This window comes from Xanthomonas sp. NCPPB 3218 (assembly GCF_056725185.1).
Genome location: NZ_CM161516.1, coordinates 1,851,735 through 1,873,848, shown reverse-complemented (window position 1 = coordinate 1,873,848; position 22,114 = coordinate 1,851,735). Strand labels below are relative to the sequence as shown.

20 protein-coding genes, 1 tRNA gene and 1 other RNA gene are annotated in these 22,114 nt (G+C 65.5%); 14 read left to right on the top strand and 8 right to left on the bottom strand.

Features of this window, described 5'->3' with window-relative positions:
• Positions 1-123: 123 nt before the first annotated feature.
• The 3 genes from AC1PLS_RS08315 to nth are packed head-to-tail and all read left to right on the top strand — an operon-like array spanning position 124 to position 2,004.
• Positions 124-906: an enoyl-CoA hydratase-related protein gene (locus tag AC1PLS_RS08315; RefSeq protein ID WP_102256278.1), complete on the top strand. Its 783-nt coding sequence runs from the start codon at positions 124-126 to the stop codon at positions 904-906.
• Between the two features lie 10 nt (positions 907-916).
• A complete protein-coding gene (locus AC1PLS_RS08310; protein ID WP_024940433.1) occupies positions 917-1,297 on the top strand; it encodes a hypothetical protein in 381 nt (126 codons plus the stop codon).
• Positions 1,294-2,004, top strand: a complete 711-nt coding sequence (gene nth / locus AC1PLS_RS08305; RefSeq protein ID WP_102252200.1) for an endonuclease III — start codon at positions 1,294-1,296, stop codon at positions 2,002-2,004. Before AC1PLS_RS08310 ends, nth begins: the two co-directional genes overlap by 4 nt.
• Before the next feature lie 207 nt (positions 2,005-2,211).
• On the opposite strand, the gene AC1PLS_RS08300 is transcribed toward nth, so the two are convergent.
• The 3 genes from AC1PLS_RS08300 to AC1PLS_RS08290 all read right to left on the bottom strand — a co-directional run bounded on the left by AC1PLS_RS08300 (position 2,212) and on the right by AC1PLS_RS08290 (position 4,831).
• Positions 2,212-3,780, bottom strand: coding sequence for a SulP family inorganic anion transporter (locus AC1PLS_RS08300; RefSeq protein WP_046342271.1), 1,569 nt, complete (start codon positions 3,778-3,780; stop codon positions 2,212-2,214).
• A gap of 11 nt (positions 3,781-3,791) precedes the next feature.
• Complete coding sequence (locus tag AC1PLS_RS08295; protein ID WP_016902474.1) at positions 3,792-4,472, bottom strand: carbonic anhydrase; 681 nt, start codon at positions 4,470-4,472, stop codon at positions 3,792-3,794.
• 113 nt (positions 4,473-4,585) lie between these two features.
• Positions 4,586-4,831, bottom strand: coding sequence for a hypothetical protein (locus AC1PLS_RS08290; protein ID WP_226427117.1), 246 nt, complete (start codon positions 4,829-4,831; stop codon positions 4,586-4,588).
• On the opposite strand from AC1PLS_RS08290, the gene AC1PLS_RS08285 reads away from it, so the two are divergent.
• The 10 genes from AC1PLS_RS08285 (at position 4,730) to rnt (ending at position 13,930) form a co-directional block, all read left to right on the top strand.
• Positions 4,730-5,149, top strand: a complete 420-nt coding sequence (locus AC1PLS_RS08285; RefSeq protein ID WP_311736856.1) for a hypothetical protein — start codon at positions 4,730-4,732, stop codon at positions 5,147-5,149. The genes AC1PLS_RS08290 and AC1PLS_RS08285 overlap by 102 nt on opposite strands.
• A gap of 93 nt (positions 5,150-5,242) precedes the next feature.
• Positions 5,243-6,493, top strand: a complete 1,251-nt coding sequence (locus AC1PLS_RS08280; protein ID WP_016902476.1) for an OprO/OprP family phosphate-selective porin — start codon at positions 5,243-5,245, stop codon at positions 6,491-6,493.
• 197 nt (positions 6,494-6,690) lie between these two features.
• Entirely contained in the window at positions 6,691-7,710 is a 1,020-nt protein-coding gene (pstS, locus tag AC1PLS_RS08275; RefSeq protein WP_184434141.1) for a phosphate ABC transporter substrate-binding protein PstS, read from the top strand.
• Positions 7,711-7,896: 186 nt separating this feature from the next.
• Positions 7,897-8,988: a phosphate ABC transporter substrate-binding protein PstS gene (gene pstS / locus AC1PLS_RS08270; RefSeq protein WP_184434138.1), complete on the top strand. Its 1,092-nt coding sequence runs from the start codon at positions 7,897-7,899 to the stop codon at positions 8,986-8,988.
• A 112-nt stretch (positions 8,989-9,100) separates the two neighbouring features.
• Positions 9,101-10,075, top strand: a complete 975-nt coding sequence (gene pstC, locus AC1PLS_RS08265; RefSeq protein WP_006450306.1) for a phosphate ABC transporter permease subunit PstC — start codon at positions 9,101-9,103, stop codon at positions 10,073-10,075.
• The gene (pstA, locus tag AC1PLS_RS08260; protein WP_039511726.1) at positions 10,075-10,938 is read left to right on the top strand and encodes a phosphate ABC transporter permease PstA; all 864 of its coding nucleotides are present in this window, start codon (positions 10,075-10,077) and stop codon (positions 10,936-10,938) included. Before pstC ends, pstA begins: the two co-directional genes overlap by 1 nt.
• A gap of 22 nt (positions 10,939-10,960) precedes the next feature.
• The gene (gene pstB, locus AC1PLS_RS08255) at positions 10,961-11,791 is read left to right on the top strand and encodes a phosphate ABC transporter ATP-binding protein PstB (RefSeq protein WP_481104382.1); all 831 of its coding nucleotides are present in this window, start codon (positions 10,961-10,963) and stop codon (positions 11,789-11,791) included.
• Positions 11,792-11,919: 128 nt separating this feature from the next.
• Positions 11,920-12,630: a phosphate signaling complex protein PhoU gene (gene phoU, locus AC1PLS_RS08250; RefSeq protein WP_005994733.1), complete on the top strand. Its 711-nt coding sequence runs from the start codon at positions 11,920-11,922 to the stop codon at positions 12,628-12,630.
• Positions 12,631-12,752: 122 nt separating this feature from the next.
• Positions 12,753-13,151, top strand: coding sequence for an RcnB family protein (locus AC1PLS_RS08245; protein ID WP_481104381.1), 399 nt, complete (start codon positions 12,753-12,755; stop codon positions 13,149-13,151).
• A gap of 137 nt (positions 13,152-13,288) precedes the next feature.
• Positions 13,289-13,930, top strand: coding sequence for a ribonuclease T (gene rnt, locus AC1PLS_RS08240; protein ID WP_102584351.1), 642 nt, complete (start codon positions 13,289-13,291; stop codon positions 13,928-13,930).
• Between the two features lie 171 nt (positions 13,931-14,101).
• Here the strand turns inward: rnt and AC1PLS_RS08235 are convergent, their stop codons facing one another.
• The 5 genes from AC1PLS_RS08235 to rnr form a co-directional block, all read right to left on the bottom strand.
• The gene (locus tag AC1PLS_RS08235; protein WP_481104380.1) at positions 14,102-17,134 is read right to left on the bottom strand and encodes a diguanylate cyclase domain-containing protein; all 3,033 of its coding nucleotides are present in this window, start codon (positions 17,132-17,134) and stop codon (positions 14,102-14,104) included.
• A 260-nt stretch (positions 17,135-17,394) separates the two neighbouring features.
• A non-coding RNA gene (locus AC1PLS_RS08230) (sX9 sRNA) lies at positions 17,395-17,470 on the bottom strand.
• A 67-nt stretch (positions 17,471-17,537) separates the two neighbouring features.
• Positions 17,538-18,290, bottom strand: coding sequence for a 23S rRNA (guanosine(2251)-2'-O)-methyltransferase RlmB (gene rlmB / locus AC1PLS_RS08225; protein ID WP_024940443.1), 753 nt, complete (start codon positions 18,288-18,290; stop codon positions 17,538-17,540).
• Positions 18,291-18,538: 248 nt separating this feature from the next.
• Positions 18,539-19,012 carry a GFA family protein gene (locus AC1PLS_RS08220; RefSeq protein WP_481104379.1) on the bottom strand — a complete coding sequence of 158 codons (474 nt, stop codon included), beginning with the start codon at positions 19,010-19,012 and terminating at the stop codon, positions 18,539-18,541.
• Between the two features lie 137 nt (positions 19,013-19,149).
• A complete protein-coding gene (gene rnr / locus AC1PLS_RS08215) occupies positions 19,150-21,693 on the bottom strand; it encodes a ribonuclease R (protein ID WP_481104378.1) in 2,544 nt (847 codons plus the stop codon).
• A 121-nt stretch (positions 21,694-21,814) separates the two neighbouring features.
• On the opposite strand from rnr, the gene AC1PLS_RS08210 reads away from it, so the two are divergent.
• Positions 21,815-21,901, top strand: a tRNA-Leu gene (locus AC1PLS_RS08210).
• Positions 21,902-22,114: the final 213 nt, after the last annotated feature.

The window sequence follows — 22,114 nt, the reverse complement described above, 5'->3', positions numbered from 1 at the left end:
GCCTGAGATGACGCGCTAGGATAGCGGCCGCGATAGCGAACCGCTACTTATCACGAAAGCTATGACCAGCAAGGCTTTCGGAAGTTCCGCATTTACTAATTTTTTACGTTCGTAAGGATTTCCATGTCCAATCACGTCATTCTGATCGCCGACCACGCCAGTGTACGGACGATCACGGTCAATCGACCGGACAAACTGAACGCCTTGAACCAGGAAACGCTGCAGGCGCTGGATCACGCCTTCGCCGAGGCGGCGAGCGCGGACGACATCCGCGTGGTGGTATTGACCGGTGCCGGCCCCAAGGCGTTTGTCGCCGGCGCGGACATCGCCGAAATGCGCGATCTGTCGGCGATGCAGGGCCGCGAGTTCTCGCTGCTCGGCCAGCAGCTGATGCGCCGGATCGAGCGCATGCCCAAGCCGGTGATCGCCATGGTCAATGGCTTTGCACTCGGCGGCGGGCTGGAGCTGGCGATGGCCTGCCATCTGCGCATCGCCGCATCCAGCGCGCGTCTTGGGCAGCCGGAAATCAATCTTGGCCTGATCCCCGGCTTCGGCGGCACGCAACGGCTGTTGCGTCTGACCGGGCGAGCGGCAGCGCTGGAACTGTGCCTGCTCGGCCTGCCGATCGATGCTGCGCGCGCGTTCCAGTTGGGTCTGGTCAATCGCGTAGTCGAGCCGGAGGCATTGCAGGACGAAACCCTCGCCCTGGCACAACGCCTGGCCGCCGCCGCACCGCTCGCGCTGCGCGGCATCCTGGATGCGGTGGTGTTCGGTGGCGAATGCGCCATCGAAGAAGGCCTGCAGCTGGAAACCGCGCAATTTGCACTGTTGTTCGCCAGCGACGACATGCGCGAAGGCACCGGCGCCTTTCTCGAAAAACGCCCCGCACACTTTCTCAACCGCTGATCGGCCTGCCATGACGTTCGACCCCACATCGGCACCACGTCCACTGGCCCTGCAGCTGTTCGACTGCGTCCACGCCGACGATCTCGATCGTGCGTTGGCACTGGGCCTGATGGAGTACCGGCCCGATCCACGCGACGACCTGCTGGATCCGGCCTGCCCGCAACTGAGCGCGGTGCTGCTGGCCGCACAACAACGGCTACGCGACGCCTGGGCAGCACGCGACCGCTACCGTGCACGCGCCGCGCGCCTGCAACGTCGCGCTGCCGAACGCGATGCACGCCGGACGCCGGCAGCGGCGCCCAGCCAACCGGCGGCCGCCGCACTACCGCCGCTGGCTGCGGCCATCCTGGCGCGCGCCAAGGCCAAGGCCGCTGGTGGAGCACAGCCATGAACGCGATCCACGTCACCGCGCCGGCACGGCGCGGCAGCAACATGCGCAAGCCCGAAATACAGGAGATGTTCGCGCGCCTGCGCGAGCTCAATCCGCACCCGACCACCGAACTGGAATACACCACGCCGTTCGAGTTGCTGATCGCGGTGCTGCTGTCGGCACAAGCCACCGATGTCGGCGTCAACAAGGCCACCCGCAAGCTGTACCCGGTGGCCAATACCCCGCGCGACATTCTCGATCTGGGCGAAGAAGGGCTGAAGCGCTACATCGCCACGATTGGCCTGTTCAACGCCAAGGCCAAGAACGTCATTGCCACCTGCAGGATTCTGCTGGAGCAATACGGCGGCGAGGTGCCGCACGATCGCGCTGCATTGGAGGCCTTACCCGGCGTCGGCCGCAAGACCGCCAACGTCGTGCTCAACACCGCGTTCGGCGAGCCCACCATGGCGGTGGATACGCATATCTTCCGCGTCGCCAACCGCACCGGTCTTGCACCGGGCAAGGACGTGCGCGTGGTCGAGGACAAGCTAGTCAAGGTCATTCCTGCCGAGTTCCTGCACGACGCACACCACTGGCTCATCCTGCATGGCCGCTACGTCTGCAAGGCACGCAAACCCGATTGCCCAGGCTGCGTGATCCACGACCTGTGCCGCTACCGCGACAAGACCCCCGCACCCGCCGAAAGGCCGACAACAGCAAAAGGCTAACCAGCCGTCACGGCAACCAACCCGCAAAACCAACGCCAAGCAATCACGCCGGCAAAGCATGCGTGTGCTTTTACGAATCCCAAATCCCGACTCCCCAATCCCCGCCCAAAAAAAAATCGCGACCGGGATGATGCGTCTTGCGGCGCCATGCATCACCCGGTCACGATAGATGTCACCCGGCGCGAGCGCCGGGCGTCTGCAGCAGGTCTACGCCGCCTTGGCTTGCTCCACGCGCTGTTCGACCAGCGCGCTTTCCACCGTCGGCTGGCCTTCCACGCGTCGATCCAGCTCGTTCCAGTCCACCACCAGCTCGCAGCCGCGCGAGGCCGCGTTCCGGCTCCAGTCGCGCAGCAACTCGATGCAGGCGTGGTCGACGTGATGCAGCTTGGCCACGTCCAGATGCAATGCGGTGTTCGGCGGCACGCTTTCCAGCGTACGCGCCATCGCCGGCACCTTCAGGAACGTCGCCGAACCCTGCAGGGTCAGATGCATCTCGTCCTTCTTGTGCTCGTGCTCACGCACGTCCACCTTCAGGCGCGAAGAATGCAGGGCCAGACGGAACAACGACAGGCCGAAGCCGATCAGCACGCCGGTCAGCAGGTCGGTCGCCACGATCGCGAAGGTGGTCGCCAGGTAGATCGCCGCGGTGCCACGGCCATAGGTCGCCAGCTCCTTGACCTGCCCGATCTTGATCATCTTCACGCCCGTGTAGACCAGGATGCCGGCCAGACACGCCACCGGCGTCATCCGCAACAGCCACGGCAGCAGCATTGCGAACACCAGCAACCAGCCGCCATGCAGCACCGTGGACATGCGCGTGGCCGCACCGGCCTGCACATTGGCCGCGCTACGCACGATCACGCCGGTCATCGGCAATGCGCCCAGGAAGCCGCACAGCATATTGCCCACGCCCTGCGCCGCCAGCTCACGGTCGTACTGCGTACGCGCGCCCTGATGCATGCGATCCACCGCCGCCGCCGACAGCAAGGTCTCTGCGCTGGCGATGAAGGCAAAGGTCACCGCCGACACCAGCAAGGTCGCATTGAACACGCCGAAGATGTCCGCGACGCTGGGGATGCTGATCGCCGAGAACAGATTGGTCGGCACGTCGACCTTGTTGACGTTCAGGCCCTGCAACTGCACCGTCGCCGTGACCACCACCACCGCGATCAACGCACCCGGCAAAAAGCGCAGACGCTGCGGGCGCAGCTTGTCCCATGCCAGGATGATGCCGATGGTGGCCAGACCCACGAACAACGCGGTACGGCCGGTCCCCTCGGTGATCGCCTGCCACACTACGGCCGGCAATGCAGCGAAGTTCTCCAGGCCGCGCGCCTTGGGAGCGGCGTCCATCAGCACATGCGCCTGCGAGGCCACGATCAGGATGCCGATGCCCGACAACATGCCGGCCACCACGGCCGGCGACGTCATCCGGAACCACACGCCTGCGCGGCACAGGCCGGCAATCAACTGAATCGCACCGGCCAGCAGGATCACCGGACCCAGGGCGGCAACGCCATGCTCGCGAACCAGCTCGAACACCAACACAGCCAGGCCGGCGGCCGGTCCGCTCACCTGCAGAGGAGAGCCCGCCAGGAAGCCGACGACCAGCCCACCGATGATGCCGGTGATCAGACCTGCGGCCGGCGGCATGCCGGAAGCGATCGCAATGCCCATACACAACGGGAGCGCGACGAGGAAGACCACGACAGACGACAACAAATCACGTCCGAACAGTCCCTGGCGGAAATATCCGCCGATACCTGATGTGTTCATGATGTGCTCCGTCAGGCGAGTTCAGCGCGCACGACTTGCTGCAGTCGCGGACGTGGGGTGGCTTCGGGGGTGTTGTCCGCCAACAACGGACGGAAGCCACCCTTCTCGGCATCGAAGGCGCGGATCTCGCCATGGGCGATGTCATAGATCCAGCCATGGATGCGCAAGGTGCCGGCCGCCAGACGCGCGGCGACCACCGGCTGCGTACGCAGATGGTCCAGCTGCGAGACCACGTTCTCTTCGGTCATGCAGCTCAGCGCTTCCTGGCTGTGCGGATCGTGTCCGTGATGGGCAGTGACGTGACGCGCTGCATCGGTGTGCTTGAGCCAGGCCGCCACGGACGGCACGTCTTCCAGCGATTCCGGCTTGAGCACCGCCTTCATTGCGCCGCAGTCGGTATGACCGCAGATCACGATGTGCCGCACGCCCAATACGGCGATGGCGTATTCGATCGCCGCAACCACGCCGCTGACGTGCTGGGAGTAAGGCGGTACCACATTGCCGATGTTGCGATAGACGAACAGTTCGCCCGGCTGTGCGGAGAAGATCAGCTCCGGCATGACACGCGAATCGGCGCAGGTGATGAACAACGTATGCGGACTCTGGCCACCGGCCAGTTCCTGAAAGCGCGCACTCTGGCGCGGATACACTTCCTTACGGAAATGACGAAAACCTTCTAGCAAACTTTCCATGGGAGATACCTCTAGGCAACGGATGGCTCTCCGCGGCGCGAACCGCGAAGTGCAAAGACGAACAAGTCAAAGGAATCCGGTGCGCTGCACCGGTTGACGCGACTAACGGAGGATCAGGCGCGCACTGCGTTGGGAGGACGCAGTTGCGGGATCAAGTCGCGTTTTTGAGTTGCCGGCGCGTAATGCGCGTACCAAGAGGGGAAATAACGTGCGACCACCGGCCATGCCTGGGAGAGCAAGGGGATATCGTCTGCAGAATGGGTATCGACCTGGGTCTGTGCGTCCCCGTCGCCCTGCAGATCATCGGCTGCATCACGTTCTTCGCCAGCGTCCGCCATTACCGCCACGCCATCGCCCACAAGCGCATCGTGGATGCGGCTGTGCGCATCGGCCGCCGACCACGCAGTAAGCGCGAGCAGGCAGACCAACAGCAACTGGAGGAATCGAGGAAACATGGCCTCGAAACTAACAATTTAGAACGCGCCTGTGCAAGTGGTGCGACGCACAAAGCGCTTGATACGCCGCAGTTCCACTTAGTTGGTTCAGGTCGCAATAAGCTTGAGCTCGCTGAAACGGTGAACTGCGCCACTGTCACATCTGTCATACGACGCGGTCTGTTCAGACTCATGACACACACTGACAAAAAACAAACACGCGTAAATCTTTGTCTTTGTTGACAAAAATCAGATTGCAACGCGATCTGAAGTTGTCACATTAACGCAACTTTCACGCCATAGCCTGCGCTCACTTTCTCAGGTCGCAAGGCACATATGAAACTTTCTCCCACCCTGCTTGGCTCCGCCCTGCTGCTGGCGCTGGCCGCACCCGCCGCGCACGCCGAAATCGCCATCGACGTGATTGGCGGCTCGGAGATGTCGCTCGAAGGCCTGGTCCAGGCCGACGGCAACTGGTTCCACAACGATGTGCAGGACCTCAATGGCCCGATCGGTGCCAACGGCGACAATTCCGAATTCAGCATCCGCCGTGCCGAGCTGGTGCTCAAGGGCAAGGGCCCGGGCAATTTCGAATGGGTGGCCGGTTACGACCCCAGCGTGCTGAAGGAAGTCACCATCCGCGGCACCACCATCCGCAGCACCGGGCGTTTCCTCGACAACAACATCAAGTACAAGTTCGCCGGCAACGCCAACAACTACCTGCAGGTCGGCCAGTTCAAGCAGCCCAACAGCCTGGAAGAGCTGTCCAGCACCAAGAACAACGACTTCGTCTCCAAGGCCGCAGTGACCAACACCTACGGCATCTCGCGCCGGCTGGGCGTGGCCTACGGCATGGGCGACAACGACTGGAGCATCACCGCCAGTGCGTTCGGCCGCGAACTGACCCGCAACCAGGCACACGGCAGCGGCTACGGCGCGCGCGGCACCTGGGCGCCGATCAACGAGAGCGGCAACGTGCTGCACTTCGGTCTGAGCTACCTGGGTTATGACACCGACGACGACACCCTGCGCCTGCGCGCACGCCCGGACGCCGACCTGACCACGGTGCGCCTGATCGACAGCGGCGCCATCACCAACGTGGACAGCGTGGGTGTGGCCGGCGCCGAGGCGATGTGGATCACCGGCCCGTTCAAGCTGCAGAGCGAGTTCTTCCAGGAAAACGCCAAGCGCATCGGCAACAACGCCAACGATTACAAGAGTGACGGCTGGTACGTCAGCGGCGTCTGGAACATCACCGGCGAGACCTGGGGCTACAAGGCCGGCGTGCCGACCACCCCGCTGCCGAACGCGCCGGCCTCGGGGATGTGGCAGCTGGCGGTGCGCTACGACACCCTGGACCTCAACGACGGCCACCTGGTCTCCAACGGCACCACCCCGTTCGTGGACGGCGTGCTGGGCGGCAAGATGGACGTGTGGACGATCGGTGCCAACTGGTACTGGCGCTCCAACTTCAAGTTCGCACTCGACTACGCGAAGGTGGAAAGCACCCGTTACAACAGCGCCACGCGTGGCCTGGTCGACGACAACCCGTCGATCATCGAGGCACGTGCGCAGTTCTATTGGTAAGTGCGCGCTGGATCGGCCGCCGTGCTGCGCTCCCGTGAGCGTGCCACGGCGGCAACCGGCCTGATCCCACCCGGCAACGCGCCCCGCCGCAACGCCGTCATCTGCATGTCATCTCCCGGACACCGCGCGGTCATGCCCCTGCCCTGCAATGGCACGACCGCGGGACGTCCTTATCCCTTCGCTACAGGAGCTGTTCCGTGATCCACTCTCTGAAGACCCGTCTGGCCGTCGGCGTGCTCACCGCCTCGCTGACCTTGTGCGCCCAGGCCGCCGATGTCACCGGCGCCGGTGCGTCGTTCATCTACCCGGTGATGTCCAAGTGGTCGGCCGACTACAACGCGGCCACCAAGAAGCAGGTCAACTATCAATCGATCGGTTCGGGCGGCGGCATCGCCCAGATCAAGGCAGCCAGCGTGGATTTCGGCTCGTCCGATGCGCCGCTCAAGCCGGAAGAACTGGCCGCGGCCGGCCTGGCGCAATTCCCGTCGGTGATCGGCGGCGTGGTGCCGGTGATCAACGTGCCCGGCGTGGCGGCAGGCGCGCTGAAGCTGGACGGCAAGACCCTGGGCGACATCTTCCTGGGCAAGGTCAGCACCTGGAACGACCCGGCGATCGCCGCGCTCAACCCTGGCGTCAAGCTGCCCGACGGCAAGATCACCGTGGTGCATCGCTCCGACGGTTCGGGCACCAGCTTCAACTTCACCAACTACCTGTCCAAGGTCAACCCGGACTGGAAGGGCAAGGTCGGCGAAGGCACCGCGGTGCAGTGGCCGACCGGCATCGGCGGCAAGGGCAACGAAGGCGTGGCCGCGTACGTGAAGCAGATCAAGGGCGGCATCGGCTACGTCGAGCTGTCGTATGCGCTGCAGAACAAGATGGCCTACACCGCGATGAAGAACGCCGCCGGCAAGTTCGTGCAGCCTTCCGACGAGACCTTTGCCGCCGCCGCCAACAGCGCCGACTGGGGCAACAGCAAGGACTTCTACCTGGTGATGACCAACGCCTCCGGCGACAACGCCTGGCCGATCACCGCCACCAACTTCATCCTGGTGCAGAAGAAGCCCAAGAACGCGGCCGGCCTCAAGAACACGCTGGAGTTCTTCCGCTGGGTCTACAGCAAGGGCGATGCACAGGCCAAGCAGCTGGACTACGTGCCGCTGCCGGACAGCCTGGTGACCCAGATCGAAGGCTATTGGGCCAAGAACCTGCCCAAGTAACCCCAGCCACAGCGACAGGAACGACGCCGTCTCTCTCCCCGGCGTCGGCACCGGGACGCGGCCCCACGGGGTCGCGTCTTTTTTGTGATGCCTTCTCCAAAAGGCACTGTCATGCACGTGTAACAAAAACATCATTTCATAGCGTGGTCTGCCGGGTCCCCCGGCCAACCCAGCCTCGGAGCTTCCATGAAACTGCAGTCGGCCAGCCTGACCGCCCTGTCCCTCACCATCGCCCTCGCCCTGGCCGCCTGCTCGCCCGGCAAGGATGCGCAGTCCGGCGACACCGCCAAGGGTGCCCCCAGCGCGGGTGCCACCGCCAGCGACAGCAAGAGCGCCGAGATCTCCGGCGCCGGTGCCTCCTTCATCTATCCCCTGGTCTCCAAGTGGTCGGCCGACTACAACGCCGCCACCGGCAACAAGGTGAACTATCAGTCGATCGGCTCCGGCGGCGGTATTGCGCAGATCAAGGCCGGCACGGTGGACTTCGGTTCGACCGACAAGCCGCTGGACAGCGCCGAACTGCAGCAGGCCGGCCTGGGCCAGTTCCCGTCGGCGATCGGCGGCGTGGTGCCGGTGGTGAACCTGGAAGGCATCGCGCCGGGCAAGCTGCGCCTGACCGGCGCGCTGCTGGGCGACATCTTCCTGGGCAAGGTCACGATGTGGAACGACGCAGCGATCGTCGCGGCCAATCCGGGCGTGACGCTGCCGGCGACCAAGATCAACCTGGTGCATCGCTCCGATGGTTCGGGCACCACCTTCAACTTCTCCAACTACCTGTCCAAGGTCAGCCCGGAGTGGAAGAGCAAGGTCGGCGAAGGCACCTCGGTGCAGTGGCCAGGTGGCGTCGGCGGCAAGGGCAATGAAGGCGTGGCCTCGTACGTGCAGCAGATCAAGGGTTCGGTCGGTTATGTCGAACTGGCCTACGCCCTGCAGAACAAGATGCCCTACGCCTCGCTGCAGAATGCGGCCGGCCAGTGGGTGGAGCCGAATGCAGAAAGCTTCGCCGCCGCTGCCGCCAGCGCCGACTGGGCCAACGCCAAGGATTTCAACCTGGTGATCACCAACGCACCGGGCGAGAAGGCCTGGCCGATCACCGCGACCAACTTCATGCTGATGCACAAGCAGCCCAAGGATGCGGCGCGCAGCAAGGCGACGCTGGACTTCTTCAAGTGGGCGCTGGACAACGGCCAGGCCCAGGCCAGCGAACTGCATTACGTGCCGCTGCCGCCGGAACTGGTCAAGCAGATCCAGGCCTACTGGGCCAGCGAGTTCAAGTGATGCCCTGCACCCGCTGTGATGGCGGGCTGCGCTGCGGTGAGGTGCCTGCGGGCGCCTTGCCGTTCCTGCTGTCTCACGCTCCCGCCAGTGCGCGGGTGACGAGTCTAATCGAATGAATGCCACCGCCATTCCCGAAGCGATGACCGCCCCGCGCGGCCGCGACCTGCGCGATGCACGTGCCGATCGCCTGTTCAAGCTTGCGCTGGCCGCCACGGTCGTCTTCGTCCTGTTGGCGCTCGGCAGCGCCGCGCTGTCGATGCTGTGGGGCGGGCGCCATGCCTTGCAGATGCAGGGCCTGAGCTTTTTCTATTCCGCCGACTGGAATCCGGTGGAAAATAAATACGGCGCGCTTGCGCCGATCTACGGCACCCTGGTCACCGCCTTGATTGCGATGGTGATTGCGGTGCCGGTGAGTTTCGGTATCGCGTTCTTCCTCACCGAGGTGGCGCCGCGCTGGTTGCGCGGCCCGGTCGGCACCGCCATCGAACTGCTGGCCGGCATCCCGTCGATCATCTACGGCATGTGGGGCCTGTTCGTGCTGGTGCCGGTGATGACCGAGCACGTGACGCCCTGGCTCAACGATCACCTGGGCACGCTGCCGCTGATCGGCCCGTTGTTCCAGGGCCCGCCGTTGGGAATCGGGTTGCTGACCGCAGGCTTCGTGCTGGCGATCATGGTGATTCCGTTCATTTCCTCGGTGATGCGCGAGGTGTTCCTGACCGTGCCGACGCGCCTGAAGGAATCGGCGTACGCGCTGGGGTCGACCAAGTGGGAAGTCAGCTGGGACATCGTGCTGCCCTACACCCGCTCTGCGGTGATCGGTGGCGTGTTCCTGGGCCTGGGCCGTGCGCTGGGCGAAACCATGGCAGTGGCGTTCGTGGTCGGCAACACGGTGCGGCTGTCGCCGTCGCTGCTGGAGCCCGGCACCACGATCGCCGCGCTGATCGCCAATGACTTCGGCGAGGCCACCGAAACCTATCGCTCGGCATTGCTGCTACTGGGCTTTGTCTTGTTCATCGTGACCTTCATCGTGCTGGCGATTGCGCGCTTCATGCTGATGCAGCTGTCGCGTCGGGAGGGCAACTGATGTCCTCGGTCTCGCAATCGCTGTACAACCGCCGCCGCGTGACCAACGCGATCGCACTGTTGCTGTCCTGCGTCACCGCGGTGTTCGGCCTGTTCTTCCTGGCCTGGATCCTGTGGACCTTGTTGTCCAAGGGCGTGCCGGGCATCGACGTCAACCTGTTTACCAAGATGACACCGCCGCCGATGCAGGAAGGCGGCCTGCTCAATGCCTTCTTCGGCAGTGCGGTGATGTGCGGCCTGGCGCTGGCGATCGGCACGCCACTGGGCATTGCCGCCGGCACCTGGCTGGCCGAATACGGCAATGCACGCAAGGCCGGGTTGGTGGTGCGCTTCGTCAACGACATCTTGTTGTCGGCACCGTCGATCGTGCTGGGGTTGTTCGTCTACACGCTGTACGTGATGCAGACCGGCGGGCGCTTCTCCGCGTTTGCCGGCGCGCTGTCGCTGGCCTTCATCGTGCTGCCGGTGGTGGTGCGCACCACCGACGAAATGCTGCGCCTGGTGCCGGCGCAGATGCGCGAAGCGGCGTTGTCGCTGGGCATCCCGCAGTGGAAGGTCACCGTGCAGGTGCTGTATCGCGCCGCCTCGGCCGGCATCCTCACCGGCATCCTGCTGGCCCTGGCCCGCATCAGCGGCGAGACCGCGCCGTTGCTGTTCACCGCCTTCGGCAATCAGTACTGGAACAGCAACGTGTTCCAGCCGATGGCCAGCGTGCCGGTGATCATGAATCAGTTCGCCGGCAGCCCGTACGAGACCTGGCAGACCCTGGCCTGGTCCGGCGCGCTGGTGCTGACCGTGTTCGTGCTGCTGGTGAGCCTGGGCGCGCGCGCCCTGCTATTGCGCAACAAGATTTCCAATGACTGACCTCTCCCTCCGGACACCCGACATGAACGATCTCCAAAACGCCATGCCGATGCATCGCATCGCCGTTCCGGCCGCCAAGGGAGCACCGGCCGCGCAGGCGCCGGTGAAAGTGGCCGCACGCAATCTGGACTTCTATTACGACAAGTACCACGCGCTCAAGGGCATCAACATCGAGATTCCGGAAAAGCGCGTCACTGCACTGATCGGGCCGTCGGGTTGCGGCAAGTCGACCCTGCTGCGCATCTTCAACCGCATCTATGCGCTGTATCCGAAGATGGAAGCGCGCGGCGAAGTGCTGCTGGACAACGAAAACATCCTGTCGCCGAAATACCCGATGAACCGGCTGCGCAGCAAGGTCGGCATGGTGTTCCAGAAGCCGGTGCCGTTCCCGATGACGATCTTCGAAAACGTCGCCTACGGCATCCGCCACCACGAAAAACTGTCCAAGGCCGACATGCAGAACCGGGTCGAGCAGGCGCTGCGCCAGGGCGCGCTGTGGGACGAGGTCAAGGACAAGCTGGGGCAAAGCGCGCTGGGCCTGTCCGGCGGCCAGCAGCAGCGGCTGTGCATCGCACGCGCGGTGGCGCTCCACCCGGACGTGCTGCTGCTGGACGAACCGACCTCGGCGCTGGATCCGATTTCCACCAGCCGTATCGAGCAACTGGTGGAAGAGCTCAAGCGCGAATACACCATCGTGATCGTGACCCACAACATGCAGCAGGCGGCGCGTGTCTCCGACTACACCGCCTTCATGTACCTGGGCGACCTGATCGAGCATGACCGCACCGAAACGATTTTCTCCCAGCCGTCCAAGCAGCAGACCGAGGACTACATCACCGGCCGTTTCGGTTGATGTAAGGCGGGCCATCGCAACGCCGCATTGACGCAGCTCCGCCGCACTGCCCGGCACGACATTTGCTTCACCCGCGATGTCGCCAGGGGTACGGCGGACATCCACCACCGCCACGAATCGAGATCACGATGAACCAGCACCTCAACGACCATATCGTCAAAAGCTACGACGAGGAGCAGCACCGTCTTGTCGCCGAGATCGTGCGCATGGGCGACACGGCGGTGGCGCAGCTGGAAGCCGCACTGGATGTGGTGGAGCGTCGCGACGACAACGCCGCGCATCGCATCGTGGTCAACGACGAGGCGATCGATGCGCTGGAGCATGCGATCAGCCACGACGTGATGCGGCTGGCGTTGCGTGGGCCGATGGCGCGCGACCTGCGCGAGATCCTGGCCGGCCTGCGCATTCCGGCCGATATCGAACGCATCGGCGATTACGCGGCCAATGTCGCCAAGCGCTCGATCGCGCTCAATTCCGCACCGCCGCTGCCGCAGACGGTCGGCCTGCGTGCGCTCGGCCAGATGGCCGCCGATGCCGTGCGCGAAGCAGTGCAGGCATACCGCAACAAGGATGCCGATGCGGCCATCCGCGTACGCGACGAAGATGCACGCCTGGATGCGCAATACACCGCGCTGTTCCGCGAACTGCTGACCTACATGATGGAAGACCCGCGCAACATCACGCCCTGCACGCACCTGCTGTTCATGGCCAAGAACCTGGAGCGCATCGGCGACCACGCCACCAACATCGCCGAGAACGTGTGGTTCCTGGTCCACGGCGAACAGCCGCTGCCGCCGCGCCTGAAGCGCGACGACACCAGCACCACCGGCGTCATCTGATCGCAACAAGTGCCGGCGGCATCTGCCGGCACAGGTCGCAACGCCTTATTTCATTACGTATTCAGCTCCAAATGCCTACGGTGAACTTGCACAGGCTGTTCCTGTGACGCAGGAGTAGGCAGATGAAACGCATCATCGGATCCCTCATGGTTGTATCGCTGCTCACGTCCGGCGCAGCGTTCGCCACGCCGCAACAGCATGACGACCGCGACCGCAGCGCCCAGCACCACGACGCGCATGGTCCGGACCGCCGCGACGATCATCGCGACGACAGACACGATGACAAGCGTGACCACCGCCCCAGCGCGCACAACGACGACCACCGCAACGATCGTCGCGGCCCGCCGTATCGGCGTGGCGAGCGCCTGGCACCGGACCATCGCGGCACGCGGGTGAGCGACTACCGGAAGCATCACTTGAACACGCCGCAGCGCGGACACGAGTGGCGCCGCGTGGACAACAACTACGTACTGATTGCGGTGGCCACCGGGCTGATCGCAAGCGTGGTCGCCGCCCGCTGACGCCAGCGGTGTAGCACGGCTTCCGGGCCCGATCCGTGGCAACACGGGTCGGGCTTTTGTTTGCCGGATCGCCGCTCAGTACACGCGGGCAGGCCGCCAGCTGCCACGGTCGGGCCGGCCGTACGACCTGCTAGGCTATGCCGATGAACGAACCGGTCGACCTGCAGCCTGCCCCCTCCTTCCTGCCCATGTCGCGGCGCTTCCGCGGCTATCTGCCCGTGGTGGTGGATGTGGAAACGGGAGGTTTCGACTGGAACAAGCACGCCCTGCTGGAAATTGCCTGCGTGCCGATCGAAATGGATGCCGACGGGCGGTTCTTCCCCGGCGACACCGCCAGTGCCCATCTGGTGCCCGCGCCAGGACTGGAGATCGACCCTAAGTCGCTGGAGATCACCGGCATCGTGCTCGACCACCCGTTCCGCTTCGCCAAGCAGGAAAAGGACGCGCTGGACCATGTGTTCGCGCCGGTGCGTGCGGCAGTGAAGAAATACGGCTGCCAGCGCGCGATCCTGGTCGGCCATAACGCGCATTTCGACCTGAACTTCCTCAACGCCGCAGTTGCGCGCGTGGGCCACAAACGCAACCCGTTCCATCCGTTCAGCGTGTTCGACACCGTGACCCTGGCCGGCGTGGCGTACGGGCAGACCGTGCTGGCGCGCGCGGCACAGGCCGCAGGCCTGGAATGGAATGCCGCCGACGCGCATAGCGCGGTCTACGACACCGAGCAGACCGCGCGACTGTTCTGCACGATCGCCAATGCCTGGCCGGGGCCTGTTTGAGCGGGGATTGGGCATTGGGGATTGGGGATTCGCAAAGGCACGCTGCCTGACGCGTCCCTTCTGCTGAGCCACGATGCGCCGCACGCAATGGCACAGCCAGTCGGTGGGTTCTAAAGCAGATCAACACACTGCCCTTGCCAATCCCCAATCCCCAATCCCCAATCCCAGCACCTAACCCACACAGATGCGATCGCGCCCCGCGCTCTTGGCCTGGTACAGCGCCTGATCGGCGCGCTGCATCAGCGATGAGCCGGTGTCGTCGTCGCGCAACTGGGCCACGCCGGCACTGAAGGTCACCTGCAGGCCTTCCACGCCGCCCCAGCCGTGGCGCGCGTGGAACAGCGCGCGGATGCGCTGGCACAGCGCCTGTGCATCCTCCAGCGTCGTGTCGGCCAGCAGCAGGGCGAACTCTTCGCCGCCCAGGCGCGCCGGCAGGTCCGACGCGCGCGCGGCGGCGGTCAGCAGCACGCCGACTTCGTGCAGCACCGCATCGCCACTGGCGTGCGAATAGTGGTCGTTGATGCGCTTGAAATGATCGATATCCAGAATCGCCAGCACCAACGGCCGCCCGCTGCGGCGTGCGCGGCTGATGTCGCGCGCCAGCGCCTCGTCGAAATGCCGGCGGTTGGGCAGCCCGGTCAGGGCATCCTCGTGCGCCTGGCGCTCGAACACATCCGACTTGATGCGCAGCCGTGTCAGCAGCTCGCTCTTTTCCTGGTTGGCCTGCAGCAAACGCTGCGCCTGCAGTTGCAGATCTTCGGTGCGTTTGCGCACCAGTTCAGCCAGGCGTGCGTTGTGGCTCTTATAGCGGCGTAGCAGGAACCGATACACCAGCGCCAGCAATAAAATCGCACCCAGTACCGCGGCAAGACGCACGTCCTGGCGCTGCCACCACAGCGGCAGCACCTCGAACGCCCACACCGCCTCGTGCGGACTCCAGGCACCGCCCGGGTGACGGGCCGCCACATGCAGACGGTAGCGCCCCGGCGGCAGGCCGATGAATTCCACGCTGCGTTGCCGGCCACGCTCGGTCCAGTCGCTGTCCAGGCCCTCCAGCCGCGTGCGGTACTCGATCCGCTCCGGCAGCAGGAAGCTCATGCCGACATAGGACACGTTCAGGCGATGCCCGCCCGGCAGGCGCGCCTGCTGCCGCCATGTCAGCGGACGTGCGTCCTGCTGCACGCTTTCGATCACCGCCGGCGGCGCGCGCCGCTCGCGAAAGCGCTGCAGGCGCGCCGGGTCGACCGTGCTCACGCCGCCAGCGGTGACCACCCAGATCGAGCCGTCGGCACGCGCGATCATGCTCGGCCCGGAGCTGCCGTTGGCCTGCGCGTTGCCCATGCCGTCGATCTCGCCATAGCGTTCGATGACCAGCCGGGCGCGTCCATCGGCAACCGCGTTGAGCTGCGTGAGTTGCGTGCGCAACACGCCGCGATTGCTGCTGATCCAAGCATTGCCGAACCGGTCGCCGACCAGCTGGAACACCGTATCGACCGGCATGCCCTGCTCCAGCCCCACGCGTGCGAGCCTGCCGTTGCGCACCCGGTACAGGCCGCGATCGGTCGAGATCCAGACAGCGTCACCGATGCGCTGAAAACCGAACACGCTCCGCGCGCCGCCCAGCGCTTCCAGATTCAATTGCTGCAGTTTTCCGGCGCGCAGTACCGCCGCGCCGTCGACCGAGCCGATCCACAGCGCACCATCGATGCTGGCCAGCGCGGTCACCACCCCATCGGGCAGGCCGTCGACCGCCAGGGGCACCCGCTTGCCGTTCACCAGCTTCACCACGCCGCGCTGCGTGGCCAGCCACACCACGCCGGATTCGTCGATCACGATGGCGCGGATATGCCCGCTGGGAATGCCCTCGGCGTCGCCGTAATGCCGCAGCAGGCGTCCGTCGTGCAGCACGAAGACGCCATCGGCATACGTGCCCACCCACAGATCGCCGTGCCGATCCAGCGCCAGGCTGAGCACCGAGAGCTTGCGCCCGGATGGCGTGGTCACCGCCACCGGCACGATGCGCCCGTCCGGCAGCATGCGATCCAGGCCGGCGGTGCTGGCGATCCACAGGCTGCCGTCGCGGTCTTCCAGCACCGCGCGGGCGTAATCGCCGCTCAGCCCATCGCGTTGGCTGTAACTGCTGAACAGGGTTTCGCGCAGCCGAAACAGCCCGCCGTTGGCGCCGACCCAGATGCTGCCTTCGGCATCCTCGCGCAGGCTGACGATGCGCCCGGTCGGCAGGCTGCGACCAGCCGGCAGATGCTCCACTCCATGACTGCCGATGCGCAGCAGCCCCTGATTTTCGCTGCCCAGCCACAGGTCGCCATGGTGGTCCTGCAGCATCGCGGTGAAATGGCCCTGCCCGGGCACCCGCCGTACCAGCTCGGCAGTCTCGCCCCGCAGCCGATACAGCTGCTCGCCGGCAACGACCCACAGCGTGCCGTCCGGCGCGCGGTATGGCCACGCCAGCCCGGGTGGCAGGCCGAACGCGGCCGGGGCGCGATGCATGCGTCCGTCCGGTTCGCGATAGATCAGGCCGTCCAGCGTGCCGATCAGCAGCCGGCCCTGGTCGTCGAACGCCATGCGCGGAAAGCTGCTCTGCAGCGGCACGCCATCGCGCGGCGGAAAATACTCGAAGCGCCCATCCGGCCACAGGCAGCCCAGCCCGTGGCCCTCGAACAGCAACCACATGCGACCGCGCGCATCCATGGTCATTGCATGGATCAGCGCCTGCGGCCACTGTCCCTGCCGCTGCCAGTGCCGCCACTGCCCGTCGCTGCCGTGACGCACCAGATTGCCGCGCGCATCGCTGAGCCACAGCGCCCCGTCGTGGTCGACGTACAAGGCGCCGACGCCATTGTCGGGCAGGCCGGGACGCGTGCTGCGGTCGATGATGCCGAATTCCAGGCCGTTGTAACGCACCAGGCCTTCCCAGGTGGCGAACCACAGGTAGCCATCGCGGGTCTGGGCGATATCGCGCAAGGAGTTATGCGGCAGGCCGTTACGCGAGCTCCAGCTGTCGATCGCGTAGTCGCGCAATGGCGCCGTGCCGGCCGGTGCAGCCAGTGCCGCGAGTGAGCACAGCGCCAGCAGCATGCAGACAACGGCACCGAGCCAGCGCTGCGGCCGCTTGTCTCCCCGTGCCGACGCCTTGGCATCGCATCCGTTCTCGCCCGTCGACCAGGCCCCCGCCCCATCTCTCATCAGACATAACACGCCGTTCGCTGGCGATATGGTAGGCAAAAACGGGCACGCGCGCCGGTGGATCTCCACATGCCTGGGCGAAAGTCATATGCAGCGTGCTACCTGCCCGCCAGACAATTCAGTGGCAAGCGCACCGGCGCCATTGTTTGCGCAGATCGGCCACTGCGTGGGTGCGCGGATCGAACCGCGCCGCACGCGCGATCTCGCCATGCCGATCGACCTGCGCGGTTCGCCATCGGCACGCACGTGCGATGCAGAGTGGTTGGCAACATAGAGCGAACAGCCGCCAGCTGGATGCGGACGACGCGCAGCAAGCGCAGTGCACGGGTGGTGCGTGCCGAGTCAGGGCATCGGCTGCGCCCGCACCCACCTGGCGGTAAGCGCAGTCGTTTCGGTCGCCGCTTCAGGCGCCCAGGCGCTGGCGTACCGCTTCGAACAGGGTCACGCCGGCGGCCACCGACACGTTGAGGCTTTCGATATCGCCCGGCATCGGGATCTTGACCAGACCATCGCAATGCTCGCGGGTGAGACGACGCAGGCCGTCGGCCTCGCCGCCGAGCACCAGCCCGACGTTGCCGCGCAGGTCCACGCTGTACAGCGACGCCTCGGCTTCGCCGGCCAGGCCATACAGCCACACGCCCTGCTTCTGCAGATCGCGCAGGCAACGCGCCAGATTGGTCACCGCGACCACCGGAATACGGTCGGCCGCACCGGCCGAGGTCTTGCGCACGGTCGCGTTGACCGTGGCCGACTTGTCCTTGGGAATGACCACTGCAGTGACGCCGGCCGCGGCCGCGCTGCGCAGGCATGCACCGAGATTGTGCGGGTCCTGCACGCCATCGAGGATCAGCAGCAAGGCACGTCCCTCGGCGGCGGTCACCAGCGCTTCGAGCTCGTTTTCGGCCCACAGCCGCGCTGCGGCATAGCGGGCGACCACGCCCTGGTGGCGCACCTGCCCACCGACGCCATCGAGTGCCTGGGTATTGACCCGGCGCACGTCGATGCCCTTGCGGCGGGCCTGCTCTTCGATCTCGATCAGGCGCGGATTCTTGCTGCCGGCCTCGATCAAGACCTCGCGCACGTTGTCGGCGTCGTTCTCGACGGACGAGGCGACGGCGTTGACGCCGACGATCCACTGATTCTGCTTGCTGCTCATTGCGCCGGATACGAAGAGATAAAGGGGAATGGTAGGGCCTGCAGCCTGCCACGTCACGGCCGGATCACAGACGGCGCTGCCAGCAAGGAGATCGCGGTGCTCCTGGGCCACGGCCAGAACTTCAGCACGCTGTACGGCCGATTGCGGGGATCGAAGATGGCGCTCGCACCGTTGTGATGGCGCCGGCATCTGCACGCACCCGCTGTCGCGCGCCCCTGCGGTAGGCACTCACGCCTGCGGGCGCGGACTCACACTGGCCACTGCGCGGTATCGTGATCCGGGTGCTGCCTTGACACCACATCGGCCAGAAACGCCAATGCGGCGACATCGTCCTCGGTGGTGCGCGCCGGCAGATCGGCCAATGCATCGACGAAGGGCAGCTTGCGCTCCACCCCGTACTGGATTGCCGGAGGCAGCCGCTCGGGCGTATCGAACGCACCGGCAGCAATCGCCAGGCCGTCGGGCGCTTCATAGGTCAGCGGCGTTCCACACTCGGCGCAGAAGCCACGCAACACCAACGATGAAGAAGCGAAGCGCTTCGGCTCGCCGCGTGTCCAGCTGAACTCGGTACCGCGCACCGAAACCAACGGCGCGTAGTAGGCACCGAAGGCTTTTTGACACATGCGGCAATGGCAGATCGAGGCGTCCGTCAGCCTGCCGCGCACATGGAAACGCACGGCACCGCACTGGCAGCCACCGCTGTACTCGATTGCTGCGTCCATCGTCGCCTCAAGCCTTGAAAGTGGGCATCCAGCGCGCGTTGCGAGCGTCTGCCCGCAACGACCTGCCGCTCATATCCGGCGGTCCGTACGCATCGCGAGCCGCCGCCGGACGGCGGCTCGCGGTCCTGCAGACGCGCTTAGTACTGCTTTTTCTTGCGCTTGGCCGGCTGAGCGCTCGGCGGCGGCGGTTCGGGCGAATCGCCGCGATCCTCGGCCAGGCGGAAGTCGATCTTGCGCTCCTCCATGCTGGCCTTCAGCACCAACACCCGCACCGGATCGCCCAGACGGAACGTGCGGCCACGGCGCTCGCCACTGAGCGTCTTGCGGATCGGATCGAACTGGTAATAGTCCTGCGGCAGCTGGGTGACATGCACCAGGCCGTTGACCTTGGACTGGGTCAACTCCACGAACAGGCCGAACCCGGTCACACCGCTGATCACGCCATCGAACTGGCCGCCGACATGCTTTTCCATCCACGCGGCGCGATACCGCTCGTCGACTTCACGTTCGGCTTCGTCGGCACGCCGACCACGCTCGGAACACTGCAGCGACAAGGCCGCCATCTGACGCGGGGTATAGATGTATTTTTCCGGGCTGGCGCCGGTCAGGGCGTGCTTGATCGCGCGGTGCACCAGCAGGTCCGGGTAACGCCGGATCGGCGAGGTGAAGTGCGCATACGCCTCCAGCGCCAGACCGAAGTGACCGTTGTTGTCCGGCGAATACACCGCCAGGCTCTGGCTGCGCAGCAGCACCGATTCCAGCAGCGCCGCATCCGGGCGCGCACGCACCTTCTTCAGCAACTTGGTGTAGTCGCCGGGGCGCACCTTGCTCCATGCCGGCAGGCTCAGCTGGAATTCCTTGAGGAACTCCAGCAGGTCTTCGTACTTGCTCTCCGGCGGCCGCTCGTGCACGCGGTACGGCGCCGGCACATGCATGCTCAGCAGGTAACGCGCGGCCTCGACGTTGGCGGCGATCATGCATTCTTCGATCAGCTTGTGCGCATCGTTGCGCACCAGCATGCCGGCCTGGGTGACTTCGCCGGTGTTGTCGAGCACGAAGCGCACTTCGGAGGTTTCGAACTCGATCGCGCCACGCTGCGTGCGCGCCTTGGACAGCACGTTGTACAGCTGGTGCAGGCGCTGCACCTGCGGCAGCAACGGGCCGATGAAGGCCTTGGTGTCGGCATCGTCTTCGCCCACCGCCTTCCAGACCTGGTTATAGGTCAGGCGCGCATGCGAGTTCATCACCGCTTCGTAGAAACGCGAACCGGTGACTTCGCCGTCGCGCCCCACCTGCATGTCGCAGACGAAGCACATGCGGTCGACCTTGGGCATCAGCGAGCAGATGCCGTTGGACAGCGTCTCCGGCAGCATCGGCACCACGAACCCCGGGAAATACACCGAGGTGGCACGCTTTTGTGCTTCGTCGTCCAGCGGTGTGCCCGGACGCACATAGTTGGACACGTCGGCGATCGCCACCACCAGACGGAAACCGTCGACATTGGGCTCGCAATACACCGCGTCGTCGAAATCCTTGGCGTCTTCGCCGTCGATGGTGACCAGCGGCATCTGCCGCAGATCCACGCGCCCGCCGATCATCTGCGGCTCGACCACCAACGGCACTGCCGCGGCTTCGTCCAGCACTTCCTGCGGAAATTCGTGCGGCAGTTCATGGCCGTGGATGGCCATCTCCACCACCAGCGACGGGGTGAGCTTGTCACCGAGCACCGCGATGATCTTGCCGATCGCCGGGCGCCGCGCGTCCGGCGGCGCGATCAGTTCGCACACCACCAACTGCCCTTCGCGCGCCTCGCCGATACCGTCAGGTGCGATCTGCACGTTGCGTTGCACGCGCTTGTCGTCCGGGTCGACATAGGCCACGCCATGCTCGTAGAAGAAGCGTCCGAGCATGCGCGACATGCGGCGTTCGAGCACGCGGGCGATCGCACCTTCGCGACGGCCGCGGCGGTCGATGCCGGTGACGTTGGCCAGCGCACGATCGCCGTGCATGACCTTGCGCATTTCATAAGGCGGCAGGAACAGGTCGTCGCCACCCTCGTCCGGCTTGAGGAAACCGAAGCCTTCCGGATTGGCGATCACCACGCCTGCAATCAGGCTGGTCTGCTGCACCGGCGCGTAGCCGCCGCGACGGTTCTGCACCAGCTGCGCTTCGCGCACCATCGCTGCAAGGCGCTTGCCCAGCGCGTCGATGCGGTCGCTGAGATTGAGTTGTTCGGCGATTTCCTCGGCGGTCTGCGGGCCATCGCAGGCGTCGAGCAACTGCAGGATGGCCTCGCGGCTGGCGATCGGCTCGGCGTAGCGCAGTGCCTCGCGGTCGGCATGCGGGTCCTTGAACTCCGCCGCCGGCGCGGACGCTTCGGTCGGCACCTGCTGGAAGCGTTCCGGCGGCGGCGCCGGCGGACCGCTCTTGCGCGGATGCGGTGCGCGTGGTGCCGGCGGCGTGGGCAGCGCGGGCGCTACCGGCAGCTCTGGCGAGGCGTTGGCGGCCTTGTCGGCAGCGCGTTTGTTGGCGGACTTGGTCGACGCACCGGCGGCGGCGCGGACCAGGAAGTCCGGCATCCAGCCCGGCAACTTCTGTTTTTCGGCGGTGGTGGACTCGCCCGGGCTGGTGGACTTGCGGCGACTGGGCCGATCGGAATCTGGGGTGTTTTTCTTTGTCATTGCTTACATGGTACCCCTTGCGGCAGCGCCATGGGCGGCACGCCTCGCCTGGCCGGTCGCAATTGCCTGCCACCAGGCATTGACAAGCCCGCCGGGAGTCTGCAAAATTCGCGGCTCACCTGCCCAGGTGGCGGAATTGGTAGACGCACTAGCTTCAGGTGCTAGCGGGGGCAACTTCGTGGAGGTTCGAGTCCTCTTCTGGGCACCAGTTTAAAAAGACCTCCGAGCGATCGGGGGTCTTCTGGTTTCTGGGGTCCGGAAAGTTCTGCTGGTGGCCGTGCGCTTGCGTTGCCGGCCGATGGCAGCCCGCTATTGATCGGCGGCCGGCGCTTCATTCCGCTCACGCCATGACGCGGCAACCGTGCAACCGGATAGCCTGCTGCGCGACAGCAGCGCCCTCTTCGACGCCGCTACCCTGACT

Coding starts and splice junctions, on each gene's coding strand:
- AC1PLS_RS08315 (WP_102256278.1), top strand. CDS start 124: ATGTCCAATCACGTCATTCTGATCGCCGACCACGCCAGTGTACGGACG.
- AC1PLS_RS08310 (WP_024940433.1), top strand. CDS start 917: ATGACGTTCGACCCCACATCGGCACCACGTCCACTGGCCCTGCAGCTG.
- nth (WP_102252200.1), top strand. CDS start 1,294: ATGAACGCGATCCACGTCACCGCGCCGGCACGGCGCGGCAGCAACATG.
- AC1PLS_RS08300 (WP_046342271.1), bottom strand. CDS start 3,780: ATGAACACATCAGGTATCGGCGGATATTTCCGCCAGGGACTGTTCGGA.
- AC1PLS_RS08295 (WP_016902474.1), bottom strand. CDS start 4,472: ATGGAAAGTTTGCTAGAAGGTTTTCGTCATTTCCGTAAGGAAGTGTAT.
- AC1PLS_RS08285 (WP_311736856.1), top strand. CDS start 4,730: ATGGGTATCGACCTGGGTCTGTGCGTCCCCGTCGCCCTGCAGATCATC.
- AC1PLS_RS08280 (WP_016902476.1), top strand. CDS start 5,243: ATGAAACTTTCTCCCACCCTGCTTGGCTCCGCCCTGCTGCTGGCGCTG.
- pstS (WP_184434138.1), top strand. CDS start 7,897: ATGAAACTGCAGTCGGCCAGCCTGACCGCCCTGTCCCTCACCATCGCC.
- pstC (WP_006450306.1), top strand. CDS start 9,101: ATGAATGCCACCGCCATTCCCGAAGCGATGACCGCCCCGCGCGGCCGC.
- pstA (WP_039511726.1), top strand. CDS start 10,075: ATGTCCTCGGTCTCGCAATCGCTGTACAACCGCCGCCGCGTGACCAAC.
- pstB (WP_481104382.1), top strand. CDS start 10,961: ATGAACGATCTCCAAAACGCCATGCCGATGCATCGCATCGCCGTTCCG.
- phoU (WP_005994733.1), top strand. CDS start 11,920: ATGAACCAGCACCTCAACGACCATATCGTCAAAAGCTACGACGAGGAG.
- AC1PLS_RS08245 (WP_481104381.1), top strand. CDS start 12,753: ATGAAACGCATCATCGGATCCCTCATGGTTGTATCGCTGCTCACGTCC.
- rnt (WP_102584351.1), top strand. CDS start 13,289: ATGCCGATGAACGAACCGGTCGACCTGCAGCCTGCCCCCTCCTTCCTG.
- AC1PLS_RS08235 (WP_481104380.1), bottom strand. CDS start 17,134: ATGAGAGATGGGGCGGGGGCCTGGTCGACGGGCGAGAACGGATGCGAT.
- rlmB (WP_024940443.1), bottom strand. CDS start 18,290: ATGAGCAGCAAGCAGAATCAGTGGATCGTCGGCGTCAACGCCGTCGCC.
- AC1PLS_RS08220 (WP_481104379.1), bottom strand. CDS start 19,012: ATGGACGCAGCAATCGAGTACAGCGGTGGCTGCCAGTGCGGTGCCGTG.
- rnr (WP_481104378.1), bottom strand. CDS start 21,693: ATGACAAAGAAAAACACCCCAGATTCCGATCGGCCCAGTCGCCGCAAG.